This window comes from Mycolicibacterium mageritense (assembly GCF_010727475.1).
Classification (GTDB): domain Bacteria; phylum Actinomycetota; class Actinomycetes; order Mycobacteriales; family Mycobacteriaceae; genus Mycobacterium; species Mycobacterium mageritense.
In genome coordinates this window covers 1,921,639-1,933,413 of sequence record NZ_AP022567.1, presented here as the reverse complement: position 1 = coordinate 1,933,413, position 11,775 = coordinate 1,921,639, and the positions used below count along the sequence as shown (strand labels likewise).

11 protein-coding genes are annotated in these 11,775 nt (G+C 63.8%); 8 read left to right on the top strand and 3 right to left on the bottom strand.

Annotated features, from left to right (window positions below; genetic code table 11):
- Nucleotides 1-110: 110 nt before the first annotated feature.
- Both G6N67_RS09280 and G6N67_RS09275 read left to right on the top strand, forming a co-directional pair.
- Nucleotides 111-1,229, top strand: coding sequence for an acyltransferase family protein (locus G6N67_RS09280; RefSeq protein ID WP_073909257.1), 1,119 nt, complete (start codon nt 111-113; stop codon nt 1,227-1,229).
- 64 nt (nt 1,230-1,293) lie between these two features.
- On the top strand, nt 1,294-1,881 hold the full coding sequence (locus G6N67_RS09275; RefSeq protein WP_036432719.1) for a hypothetical protein: 588 nt from the start codon (nt 1,294-1,296) through the stop codon (nt 1,879-1,881).
- 30 nt (nt 1,882-1,911) lie between these two features.
- Here G6N67_RS09275 and G6N67_RS39480 read toward each other — a convergent pair whose 3' ends face one another.
- Nucleotides 1,912-2,574 carry a FadR/GntR family transcriptional regulator gene (locus G6N67_RS39480; RefSeq protein ID WP_036435529.1) on the bottom strand — a complete coding sequence of 221 codons (663 nt, stop codon included), beginning with the start codon at nt 2,572-2,574 and terminating at the stop codon, nt 1,912-1,914.
- Nucleotides 2,575-2,792: 218 nt separating this feature from the next.
- On the opposite strand from G6N67_RS39480, the gene tcuA reads away from it, so the two are divergent.
- The 5 genes from tcuA to G6N67_RS09245 all read left to right on the top strand — a co-directional run bounded on the left by tcuA (nt 2,793) and on the right by G6N67_RS09245 (nt 9,588).
- Nucleotides 2,793-4,286, top strand: coding sequence for an FAD-dependent tricarballylate dehydrogenase TcuA (gene tcuA / locus G6N67_RS09265; protein ID WP_036432721.1), 1,494 nt, complete (start codon nt 2,793-2,795; stop codon nt 4,284-4,286).
- A gap of 249 nt (nt 4,287-4,535) precedes the next feature.
- Nucleotides 4,536-5,879 carry an MFS transporter gene (locus G6N67_RS09260; protein ID WP_063835115.1) on the top strand — a complete coding sequence of 448 codons (1,344 nt, stop codon included), beginning with the start codon at nt 4,536-4,538 and terminating at the stop codon, nt 5,877-5,879.
- 78 nt (nt 5,880-5,957) lie between these two features.
- Entirely contained in the window at nt 5,958-6,419 is a 462-nt protein-coding gene (locus G6N67_RS09255) for a hypothetical protein (RefSeq protein ID WP_036432723.1), read from the top strand.
- On the top strand, nt 6,416-8,089 hold the full coding sequence (locus G6N67_RS09250) for a GMC family oxidoreductase (protein WP_197747958.1): 1,674 nt from the start codon (nt 6,416-6,418) through the stop codon (nt 8,087-8,089). Before G6N67_RS09255 ends, G6N67_RS09250 begins: the two co-directional genes overlap by 4 nt.
- Complete coding sequence (locus G6N67_RS09245; RefSeq protein ID WP_036432725.1) at nt 8,086-9,588, top strand: aldehyde dehydrogenase; 1,503 nt, start codon at nt 8,086-8,088, stop codon at nt 9,586-9,588. The genes G6N67_RS09250 and G6N67_RS09245 overlap by 4 nt, the downstream gene beginning before the upstream one ends.
- Nucleotides 9,589-9,660: 72 nt before the next feature.
- Here G6N67_RS09245 and G6N67_RS09240 read toward each other — a convergent pair whose 3' ends face one another.
- Both G6N67_RS09240 and G6N67_RS09235 read right to left on the bottom strand, forming a co-directional pair.
- Complete coding sequence (locus tag G6N67_RS09240) at nt 9,661-10,068, bottom strand: pyridoxamine 5'-phosphate oxidase family protein (RefSeq protein ID WP_036435534.1); 408 nt, start codon at nt 10,066-10,068, stop codon at nt 9,661-9,663.
- A gap of 57 nt (nt 10,069-10,125) precedes the next feature.
- Entirely contained in the window at nt 10,126-10,599 is a 474-nt protein-coding gene (locus tag G6N67_RS09235; RefSeq protein WP_051578707.1) for a nuclear transport factor 2 family protein, read from the bottom strand.
- 197 nt (nt 10,600-10,796) lie between these two features.
- Here G6N67_RS09235 and G6N67_RS09230 point away from each other — a divergent pair, with 197 nt between their 5' ends.
- Complete coding sequence (locus G6N67_RS09230) at nt 10,797-11,732, top strand: AraC family transcriptional regulator (RefSeq protein ID WP_051578708.1); 936 nt, start codon at nt 10,797-10,799, stop codon at nt 11,730-11,732.
- Nucleotides 11,733-11,775 lie beyond the last annotated feature (43 nt).

Below are 11,775 nucleotides of genomic sequence, written 5' to 3'. Positions count from 1 at the left end.
GTCCCGGTCGTCCCGGCACACTGGTCGGCGTGGCCAGCGCAGCGTCGGACCCGGAGACCGGTCCGGAGCCGGTCGGGGGAACACGGAGTTTTCTCCCGGCCGTCGAAGGCATGCGTGCCTGCGCGGCCATGGGCGTGGTGCTGACCCACGTCGCATTCCAGACCGGGCACACCGGCGGGGTCATGGGCCGTATCTTCGGCCGATTCGACCTGGCAGTCGCGGTGTTCTTCGCGCTGTCGGGCTTCCTGCTGTGGCGCGGCCATGCCGCGGCCGCTCGTGGATTGCGACCGCGCCCCCGGACCGGGCACTACCTGCGGTCCCGCGTCGTGCGCATCATGCCCGGCTACGTGGTCGCGGTGGTCGTGATCCTGCTGCTGTTGCCCGAGGCGAACGCGGACCTGACGGTGTGGCTGGCGAATCTGAGCCTCACCCAGATTTACGTGCCCTTGACGCTGAGCCCGGGCCTGACCCAGATGTGGAGCCTTTCGGTCGAGGTGACCTTCTATCTCGTGCTGCCGGTGCTGGCGCTGCTGGCGCGCCGCCTGCCGGTGCGGGCCCGCATCGGTGTCATCGTCGCCGTCGCCGCGCTGAGCCTGCTGTGGGTGCGCATCCCGTTCGACGGCAGCAGTGGGCTCAACCAGTGGAACTGGCCGCCTGCGTTCTTCTCGTGGTTCGCCGCGGGCATGGTGCTCGCCGAACTCACCGTGAGTCCGTTCGGCTGGGTGCACCGGCTGGGCCGCAACCGTGTCCTGATGGCTGTCGTCGCCGTCGCGGCGTTCGGCATCGCGGCGTCACCGCTGGCCGGGCTGGAAGGCCTGCACCCGGGTTCGGTCGGCCAGGTCACTCTCAAGACCGCGATGGGCGCCGTCGTCGCGGGAGCTCTGCTGGCCCCGCTCGTGCTCGACCACCCCGACACGCCGCACCGCATCCTGGGCAGCCGCGTGATGGTGACGCTGGGCCGGTGGTCCTACGGGTTGTTCGTGTGGCACCTGGCCGCGCTGGCCATGGTGTTCCCGATGATCGGTGAGTTCCTGTTCAACGGCGGCATGCCGGCCGTGCTGGTTCTGACGCTCGTGTTCGGCTTCGCGCTTGCGGCGGTCAGCTACGCGCTCGTGGAATCTCCGTGCCGGGAGGCGCTGCGCCGCTGGGAGTACCGCAACGAGAAGCCCGTGCCGCCGCTGGACAGCGCGATCACTCCCGACCCCGAGCCCGAACCTATTTCACGCTGACGTCAACCAAACACGCCGGTGGTAAAGGACTCTCGCGCGTGGTTCGGTGATTAGGCTTGCCGGCGTGCCGAGTTCGGCGGCGGCCGACGTGTTCATCCATATCCGCATCATCGTCGGGATGGTGCTCGGACTGAGCCTCGCACGACTGGTCAACGGCATGACCCGGTTCATCCAGCACCCCAAGCGCGACCAGATCTACTCCGTCCACATCGGCTGGACGGTGTTCATGCTGTCGGCGATCGTCCACTTCTGGTGGTACGAGTTCGGGCTGTCGCGGATCCAGGTCTGGACGTTCGAGATGTACTTCTTCGTCCTGCTCTACGCCACGCTCTTCGTCGCGATCGCATCACTGCTCTATCCCGACAAGATGGATGACTACGACGGATTCCAGGACTATTTCGAATCCAGGCGGAAGTGGTTCTACAGCCTGCTGGCGGTCATGTTCTCGATCGATCTGATCGACACCGCGATCAAGGGCGCGGACTACTTCCACGCGCTGGGCGCCGAATACGTGGTCAAGCAGGTCGTGCTCATCGTCTGCTCGTTGATCGCGGTGTTCGTGGCCGACAAGCGCTACCAGCTCACCTTCGTGACGCTGACCATCCTCTATCAGGTGTTGTGGATCTTCCGGCTGTTCGACGTTTTGCGGTGACAGGCTGGCGATGACGGTGTGGCTTGTGCGTCAGCGGTTGACTGTGTACGGGTTGGGCGTCGCTGCCCAGATACGTTCGGCGGCGCGACTGTCCTTGTCCTGCAGGGCTTTCAAGAGCTTGGTGTGCAGAGCGAGAGCGTGATGGGAGATGACGTCGGTGACATCGGGCTGTTCGCGCATCATCGTTCGGACGGCGCCGCGTAACTCGCCGTAGAGGTCGACCAGCAGGGTGTTCTTCGTGGCGGCGGCCACCTCCATGTGGAAGCGATAATCGGCCTCCACAAACGCCTCCGGGTCGTCGTGCTCGGCGGCGTCCTCGCAGGCTGAAGCGGCTTCACGGAGGCGTTTCATATCCTTGTCGGATCGGTTGCGGGCGGCCAAGCTGGCAACGGACATTTCGAAGGCGCGTCGTACATCGAACAGTTCGGCAACGCTTGCGCGGCCGATCTTGTCCGTCAACGTGTCGCCGGCGCTGGGCGTCGCGGATACGTACGTGCCGTCGCCGACCTGGACGCGCAGCACACCACTGTGGACCAGCGCTCGTACGGCTTCACGCACAGTGGATCGGCCCACGCCAAACCGTTCCATCAGGACCGGTTCGGGTGGGAGTTTATCTCCGACTTTGAGTTCCCCGCTGGTGATCGCGGTTTGGAGTTCGCTGATGATCTGGTCGGCCAGGCGCTGTCGGCTCACGCGGTTGACGCTGGGGAGAACCGAGTCGGCCTTGCTGGCCTTGCCGGTGCCTTGGCCGGCACTAATTGCCACGAGAGCGCCTCCCCGCGAATGAGGTGATGGTCTGACGTTTCAACTGCACGATACAGCACCACCGGTTGCGGGTCGGGGGTTGACAGTGGCACGGCGCACAGCAATGATCAGACGTCTGCTGATCTGCTGGATAGAAAGGATGTGGGATGACAAAACATGTCATCGTTGTCGGTGCGGGCAACGCCGCGCTGGTCGCTGCGCTTGCGGCGTCGGATGCCGGTGCCCGAGTCACGATTTTGGAGAAGGCTCCGCGTGATCAACGTGGCGGAAACACCCGCTACACAGCGGGTCTCGTCAGATTTGCATTCGACGAGCTGACCACCGTCGACGAACTCCTCGGCAATGATGCCGCCACCAGCGGTGCCGCGACCGTAGAGCCGTACACGGCTCAGACGTTTACCAACGCACTCATGTCGACATCTCGGGGTGAGGCCGATCCTGACCTCACCGAGTGGCTGGTATCGGAGAGCCAGGACGTGCTGCGCTGGATGAAGGAACACGGAATCGACTTCGAGTTCGCCCAGTATCTGACCACGGCCGAAGGCGGCAAGACCGTCTACCGCAACGGGTTGGTGCTGCAGACCGCCGGCGGCGGAGAGGGGCTGACCGCCATGGAGTTCGCTGCTGTCGAGCGGGCCGGATGCGAAATTCGATATGGCACTGCAGCAGTGGATCTGATCACAGACGATCTGGGCGGTGTGGCCGGGGTACGCGTCAGGGATGAGGCGGGGCGCACAGAAGATCTGTTGGGCGAAGTGATCCTGGGCTGTGGGGGATTCGAGGCGAATCCGGAGATGCGGACACGCTACTTAGGGCCCGAGTGGAATCTGGTGAAAGTGCGTGGCGTCCCGTACAACACCGGTGAGCTGCTCGACGCCGCCTTGCGGGTCGGAGCCGCAACCTACGGCCACTGGGCTGACTGTCACGCCGCCCCGATCGATGCGAATTCACCGAAGCAGGGCAGTCTCGACACGGGGGAACGGACGAACCGAACGAGTTTTCTCTTCGGGATCGCCGTCAACGAAAACGCCGAACGGTTCATAGACGAGGGCCGAGACTGGGCTCCGCAGAACTACGTCGCAGTCGGGAAGACTGTTCTCAAACAACCCAATGGTGTTGGGTTCCAGCTGTTCGACGCCAAGGTTGCCCAACTTCTGGACCCCCGCTACGACGACGCAACGGTGTATCAGGCCGATACTCTTGAGGAGTTGGCGCGTATGGCCGGCCTCGACCCGGCGAAGCTTGCGCGCACGGTCGACTCGTACAACAAGGCTGTCGATGACACCACGCCGTTCGACAGCACTACCAAGGACGGTAAGGCAACGAGGGGAATTGAGCCGCCGAAGAGCAACTGGGCTCAGAGAATCGATGCACCGCCGTACCGGCTTTATCCGTTCACCGGCGGCATCACCTTCACGTTTGGTGGTTTGCGTATCGACCGGGGATCCCGCGTGCTCGATGCCGGCACGGGAAATCCGATACCCGGCCTGTACGCGATCGGTGAGATGACCGGCGGCTTCTTTTACCACAGCTATCCGGCGGGGTCGGGTCTTGTGTGTGGGTCGATCACGGGCCGCGCGGCGGGATTCGCCGCGGCTGCAGCAGCACTCGGTGAAGTCCATGCGGCGGCTGTCGTGTGAACAATGCTGTCACCTGTCCGTGGACAGTGACATTCTCGCCCTCTGAACGACAGTAGGGCGGTGCCGAAGCCTTGCCGTCGAATTGGGAGAGACCGCCGGCAAGGCTTCGCATGTTCATTTAAATAGATTGCAGCAGAACAGGTTTGGCGTCATTTTTCTAAAGTAATCCGGTTGACAAACATCAGACCATCTGATGACATTCTCACGTCCGGCCCGAGTGGCACACATCACAGAAGGAGCGCGCAGGTAATGGACGGAACGTTGGTGGGGCAGGCCCACCAGATCAACCGGAAGACGCCGGCGCACGCAGCGCTGGCGAGCCTCGTCGGCACCGTTGTCGAGTGGTACGACTTCTTCATCTACTCGACAGCCGCGGCGCTCGTCTTCGGCCATCTCTTTTTCCCGCAGGCCAGTCCGACCGCGGGATTGATGGCGTCATTCGCGACTTTTGCCGTGGGTTACCTCGCCCGCCCGATCGGTGGCGTGGTCTTCGGCCACTTCGGGGATCGGATCGGCCGCAAGAAGACCTTGGTCATCACCTTGTCGATGATGGGTGGCGCGACGTTTCTCATCGGCATGCTGCCGACGTACGAGAGCATCGGAATGTGGGCACCAGCGCTGCTGGTGGTGTTGCGGTTCATCCAGGGACTCGGTCTCGGGGGTGAATGGGGTGGCGCGGTACTGCTCGCGGTCGAGCATGCCCCGTCCGGCCGGCGCGGCCTCAACGGGAGCTTCCCGCAGGTCGGGGCGCCCATTGGGCTGCTACTGGCCACCGGAACATTCGCGATCCTCGGTTTCCTGCCCGAAGAACAGTTCGCCGCCTGGGGTTGGCGAGTGCCATTTCTGTTCAGTGTCGTGTTGATCGTCGTGGGTCTTGTGATCCGGACGCGTATCGCAGAAACGCCTTCGTTCCAGCGCGTCAAGCACGAGGATCAGGTGGCGCGCATGCCGATTCTGGAGGTGCTTCGCACCCAGAAGAAAGAAGTGCTGCAGGCATTGGGCATGCGTTGGGCCGAGAACATCTCGTTCTACATCTTCGCGACGCTCCTGATCAGTTTCGCGACAAAGGAAGTCGGATTCTCACGTACCTCTGCGCTGGTGGCTGTCACCGTCGCCGGTGCGTTCGGCATCTTTGTCATCCCCTTCTTCGCGGCTCTCTCGGATCGGGTGGGCCGCCGCGCGGTCTACATGTCCGGTGCGATCGGGGTCGCCGTGGTCATCTTCCCGTTCTTCTGGCTGGTCCAGACCGGAAACAGCGGCCTGCTTTGTCTCGCTGCGGTGCTCATGGCTGCGCCGTGGGCCGCCATGTACGGTCCGCAGGCAGGTTTCTTCGCGGAGATGTTCAGCGCGCGGCACCGCTACAGTGGGATGTCTCTGGGCAGTCAACTTGCTTCGACTTTCGCAGGTGGCCCGACACCGCTGATCGCCACCGCACTGATGGCCGCAGCAGGCGGATCGCCGTGGCCCGTATGTGTTTACGTCATCGCGACTGCGGCCGTCACCTTGTTGGCAGCGGCTTCCACTCGTGAAACCTATCGGGATGACCACGGATTCCGTGGCGTCGAATCTGTCGATCAGGCCCGGAATCCATAGTGGTCAGCCATCATTCGCACAGATCTCTGCCATCGAGAGCTGTCGGCAGCCCGCCGAAGAGTTAAAGGAGCACCTACCATGATCAACGACAACCGGCTGAACAGATCGGTGGCCGAGGGATTGATGTCGCTCGCTGACGTCCTGATACCCGGGCAGGAGCCGTGGCCGGCACCTTCATCGACTGCGCTCGTCGACTATCTGGTCGAGGCCGTCAGAATCCCCGAGGATCAGCTGGAACTGGAAACGCTGCATGTGGCCTGGGTGAAAAGCTCGCTCGGCAGTCCGATCGAAGCAGCGCGCGGGGTGGAACGAATGATCCCCTCAGCTTTCGCACTGTTCCGGCAGATCTGTTACCTCGGCTATTACGCCCAGCCAGAGGTGGTCCGAGTTCTGCGGAGCGAACTGGACTGCGACTATCACAGCCCACCCCAACCGCAGGGCTATGTGATGGATCTGGACGAGGTCATCGTCCCGCCCCGGATCGGTCACTACACCCCTACCAGCCAAGTTCGCAGCGTGCACCGGGAGACCGCATCATGATGCTCGTAACGTCCTCGAAGACTCCTACCGGCGACGTGGACGTCGTGATCGTCGGATCCGGAATGGCCGGAGGAGCGCTGGCCAAGCGGCTCAGCGACGGTGGCCTCCGCGTCGTCTGCCTTGAACAGGGGAAACCGCTGCACCCCGCAGAGCTTCGACACTTCTCGGACACGTGGGAGTGGGACAAGCAACGGGAATGGAACGTGCACCCGAATGTCCGCAGGCTGCCCCAGGACTATCCGATCGGAGGAGAGCCGCACAGCATCCGTAACAGGAACGATGTAGGCGGCAGCCTCAACCACTGGTCGGCGCACTGGCCCAGGTTCAAACCGGTGGATTTCCGAAAGGGCACCGAACACGGTTTGGCTCCCGACTGGCCCATCACCTACGAGGATCTCGAGCCGTATTACGACATCAACGATCGAGAGATGGGTATCTCGGGTCGAGCCGGGGATCCTGCCTACCCGCCGCGCACGACGCACACGACTCCGCCGATTCCTCTGGGAACCTTCGGCCGGACGATGGCTCGTGGCTTCGAGAAGCTCGGATGGCACTGGTGGTGGATGGATAATGCCATCATCACCAAGCCGCTTGACGGACGGCTTCCGTGCAACCATTGCGGGCAGTGCATCCTCGGCTGTCCGCGGTCCTCGATCTCCACCTCTGCCACCGGGTATCTGCCCCGGGCGCTTGCCAACGGAGCTCAACTGCGGACGGGATGCCGCGTCGAACAGATCATCGTCGATGGCGATACGGCTCGAGGCGTCATCTACGTGGATATCGAGACGGGACAACGGCATCGGCAAGATGCCAAAGCTGTCATCATCGCCGGCAACGGTATCGGCACGCCGCGGCTGCTACTGGTGTCGGCCAACTCCGACCATCCCGACGGCTTGGCCAACAGCAGCGGACAGGTCGGGCGTAACCTGATGTATCACCCGCAGGCCTTTGTCGAAGGCATCTTCGAAGAGTTCCTGGACGGCTACAAAGGGGCGCGTGGTGCGCCTCTGTTCAGCCAGCAGTTCTACGAGACAGACGCCAGCCGCGGGTTCGTGAACGGCTTCACGGCATTGGTGGTGCGAGCTCCTGGCGCGGGTGTTGCCGCAAACGGATATTGGACTCGCCAGCCGGTGCCGTGGGGCAGCGACCATCACAAGGAGTTCGCCAGGTTGTTCGGCCATCATGCCTGGATCATCGTGATGGCCGAAGAACTGCCGTCACCCACCAACCGCGTGACACTCGACCCTGTACTGACAGATTCAACGGGTATGCCCGCGCCAAGAGTCGAGTATCGCGTCCATCCCAACGACCGAAAACTGGTCGAGTTCGGTATCGCACGCTGCCGCGAGGTCATGACGGCGGCCGGGGCGTATGACGTCACGGATTCCGGACTCCTCGACCCCCCACCGGGATACCACCTGCTCGGTACCGCGCGGATGGGAACCGACCCTGCTGACTCGGTGACCAATCGCTGGCATCAAGCCTGGGACATTCCCAATCTGTTTGTCTGCGACGGCAGTTCGATGCCGACGAGCGCGGGTGTGAACCCCACTCCGACCATCGGCGCGATGGCGGTTCGCCTCGCCGACTTCCTGGTCCGGGAAGGCAACTGTCTTCTCGGCGGTGACCGGCCGCAACTGGCCGACGAGAGAATGGAAACTGTTCGATGACAACACTGTCCGAAGCATCCGCAGTCGAAACCCTGCGAATGCTGATCGGCGGATCATGGGTTGACGCAAAGGACGAGCGGCGTACCGACAGCGTCAATCCTTTCACCGGAGAGGTTTGGGCGACCGCCCCGTTCGCCGGCGCCGCCGACGTTGATGCCGCGGTGCGGGCAGCACGTTCGGCGTTTGACGGCCCGTGGGGTTCGATGACAGGCGCCGATCGGGCGAAAATGCTGCTGCGCTTCGCCGATCTACTGGAGCGGCGGGCCGAAGAACTCGCAGTGATCGAATCGACCGACAACGGCAAGCTGATTCGCGAGATGGGCGCCCAGATGAAGGCGCTACCCGGTTACTACCGGTACTTCGCGGGTTATGCCGACAAGATCCACGGCGAGACGATACCGACTGAGAAACCGAACTTCTTCACGTACACAACCCGCGAGCCGCTGGGGGTAGTCGGTGCCATCCTGCCGTGGAACTCACCGCTGCTTCTCCTCACGTGGAAGTTGGCCCCTGCGCTGGCCGCCGGGTGCACGGTGGTCGCCAAGGCCGCTGATCAAACACCGGCGTCCGTGTTGAGATTCGGAGCACTGTTCGAAGAAGCGGGCTTTCCCCCTGGTGTCTTCAACGTGGTCACCGGTGACGGCCCCACCACCGGAGCGGCGTTGGTCAGTCATCCCGAGGTGGACCGGATCTGCTTCACGGGATCCAACGCGACCGGCATCCAGGTGATGAAAAACGCGGCCGACAACATCACCCGCGTGACACTTGAGCTGGGCGGGAAGTCTCCCAACATCGTGTTCGCGGACGCCGATCTCGACGCTGTGACCAACGGCGTGCTGGCCGGAATCTTCGCCGCGACCGGCCAGACCTGTGTCGCAGGATCCCGCCTCCTGGTGCAGCGCGACATCTACGACGGCCTGGCACGGCGACTGGTGGAGCGGGCCAAGGATATTCGCCTCGGTGACCCCCTCGACCCAGCCAGCGAGATGGGCCCCGTGGCGTTTCGGGCCCAATTGGACAAGATCCTCGAGTACGTGCGCGTCGGCCAGGCCGAGGGTGCGGTACTCGCGACAGGAGGAGATCGGCCCACGGCACCGGAACTCGGCAACGGACTGTTCGTCAGCCCGACGATCTTCACCGGCGTCGACAACACGATGAGGATCGCTCAGGAAGAGATCTTCGGCCCAGTGCTGTGCATGATCCCGTTCGACACAGAAGAGGATGCCGTCCGCATCGCCAATGCCACACCGTTCGGGCTCGGTGCGGGGGTGTGGACTCTCAATGTGCAACGAGCGCACCGGATGGCGCGGGCACTGCGGGCCGGCACCGTCTGGGTCAACGCGTACCGAACATTGTCCTGGGCGGCACCTTTCGGTGGTTTCAAGGGCAGTGGGATCGGCCGCGAACTAGGCCTCGACTCACTTCATGAATTCACCGAAACCAAGTCGGTGTGGATCGAAACCTCGGGTGCCTCCCAGGATCCGTTCCGGATGGGATGACGATGTGCAACGGTGCGGCGCGGTTTCGCACGCACTCGCGGTCGTCATCGTCCTTCTGCTCTCGCCGCGAGCTCACTTGGAATAGTCGGTGCTCAACCACCGCGCGGGACGCATCCGGATGACCACCGACGTGTCCGTGAAGTTCTCGTCGGTGAACGTATTGCCTTCGGTCTCACCGAGATAGCGGATCGCGATGGCTCGAACTTCGGAGTCCTGGGCGGGTGCGATGGCCGTTACGTCTCCCTCTGCCGTGACGTAGCGGTAGGGCGGTTGCTCGTCTTGTACGGTGATCGAGAACCGGCCGGCGGTGCGGATCAGCTTCTCCTTCACTGACCCGGCCTCGGTCCACACCAGGACATCGCCGCCGGGCTCGTATCCGTACCAGATCGGCACCGCCAAGGGCGCGCGGTCGGGGCGTTCGATCGCGATCACCCCGACATGCAGTGCCGCCAGGTACTTCTGCCGTTCCGATTCCGACATCGTGGGCACAGTGTCCTCCGTTCGTTCGTTGGTGCGAATCATCCTCTGGCGCTCGGTCTAGGGCGTGATCGCCCGCTGCACTGCCGCGGTGTCGAGGTAGAACGGGCGGCTTTCCACGATCAGGCCGTCTTTGACCGTGACGCGGGCGAACACTTCGGTGGTGAGCTCGCGCCCGGTATGCCGCGAGACGAACCGCACGCGTTCCCACACCGCCGCGACAGGTCCGTCCTCGACCGAATTCGCTTCCAAGACTTCGATTTCCGACCAGGTTTCGCGAACTCCCGCGAGCGCCGCCTCCAACTCGGCGTGTCCGCGGTGCTCGCCGCCATAGGGAAGCCCGGCCGCCTGGTACACCACGGCGTCGGGTGCGAACACCGCTCGGACCGGTGCGAAGTTCCCGTTCTCGAGATACTCCACCTCGGCCGAGTTGTATCTCTGCAGCACGTCGAGCACCGACTCGTCGGCTGTGCCGGTTGTGCGGTCGGCCGAAGATGGCTCAGCGTGTGCGGAAAATGCGAACTGCACCGTCACTGCGACAGCACAGGCAGCAAGCAAAAACGTCCGGGCCGGCAGTCGGTGCGTGGTGAGCATGGGAGAACATTCCCTCCGAGAGTTCGCGGATGACCGTCTGTCATCGACGGATTCACTCAACCGCAGCCCCAGGCTGCCGAGCCATGGCTGGTCGTTCGCGGGGCATGCGTCATCGTCCGGGGGCCTACCATGACTCCGTGGACGTGTTCGATGACCTGCTTCGACGCGTGCGGGCACACGGGGCAGTGCTGACGCGCTCCGAATTCGGCCCCGACAGCGCGATCGACCTTCCCGGTGAAGCGGCGTTGACGTTGTGCATACCGTTACGCAACGACGGCTGGATCTGTCCGGTGGGCGACGTTCCCCACCGGCTCCCCACCGGTGCCGCGGCGATCGTGCGTGGTCCTCGCCGGGCTGTGTTCGCCGGCGAACGTGCCGGCGCGCGCGGCTGCGGGGAGCCGCACACAGGTGTCGACGGCGCGGCGCACGAACGTGACGCCAGCGGCCCAACCGTCTTGCTGGTCGGCACCTATCAGGTCGACGGCGAAGTGCCCAATCGACTGCTGCAGGTGCTGCCGCCGGTGCTCACAGTTCCCGACGATCACGATTGCGCGGCGATGCGTGACTATCTCGATGCCCAGCTCAGCCGGCAACGCCCGGGCAGACAGATCGTCATGGATCGCCTGCTCGACTGGCTTCTTGTCTGCACTCTGCGCGACTGGTTCGACCAGCCGCAGGCCACCCCTCCTGCGTGGTACCACGCGCTCGCCGACGACATCGTGGGCTCGGCGTTGCGCGCGATGCATGCGGCGCCCGCCGCGCAGTGGACAGTTGCGTCGTTGGCCGCGGAAGCCGGCGTGTCACGCACAACCTTCGCGACCCGTTTCACGGACCTGATCGGCGAGCCACCCTTGTCGTACCTGACGCAGTGGCGCATGGATGTCGCGGCGGACTTGTTGGCCGAGCCGTCCATGACCGTTGCGCGTGCGGCACGCCGCGTCGGCTATGCCGACGCCTTCGGATTCAGTACGGCCTTCAAACGTGCCCGCGGGGTCAGTCCCACCGACTACCGCGCGACGCTTCTCGCGGACACCACACCGGCCGTTCCCGGTGACGAGGCGTTCAACGCCTGATATCACGAGGGCCCCGGGTGGGATCTCGGTTCTCCGTGGGGCT

Coding starts and splice junctions, on each gene's coding strand:
- tcuA (WP_036432721.1), top strand. CDS start 2,793: ATGACAAAACATGTCATCGTTGTCGGTGCGGGCAACGCCGCGCTGGTC.
- G6N67_RS09260 (WP_063835115.1), top strand. CDS start 4,536: ATGGACGGAACGTTGGTGGGGCAGGCCCACCAGATCAACCGGAAGACG.
- G6N67_RS09240 (WP_036435534.1), bottom strand. CDS start 10,068: ATGTCGGAATCGGAACGGCAGAAGTACCTGGCGGCACTGCATGTCGGG.
- G6N67_RS09250 (WP_197747958.1), top strand. CDS start 6,416: ATGATGCTCGTAACGTCCTCGAAGACTCCTACCGGCGACGTGGACGTC.
- G6N67_RS09245 (WP_036432725.1), top strand. CDS start 8,086: ATGACAACACTGTCCGAAGCATCCGCAGTCGAAACCCTGCGAATGCTG.
- G6N67_RS09280 (WP_073909257.1), top strand. CDS start 111: ATGCGTGCCTGCGCGGCCATGGGCGTGGTGCTGACCCACGTCGCATTC.
- G6N67_RS09255 (WP_036432723.1), top strand. CDS start 5,958: ATGATCAACGACAACCGGCTGAACAGATCGGTGGCCGAGGGATTGATG.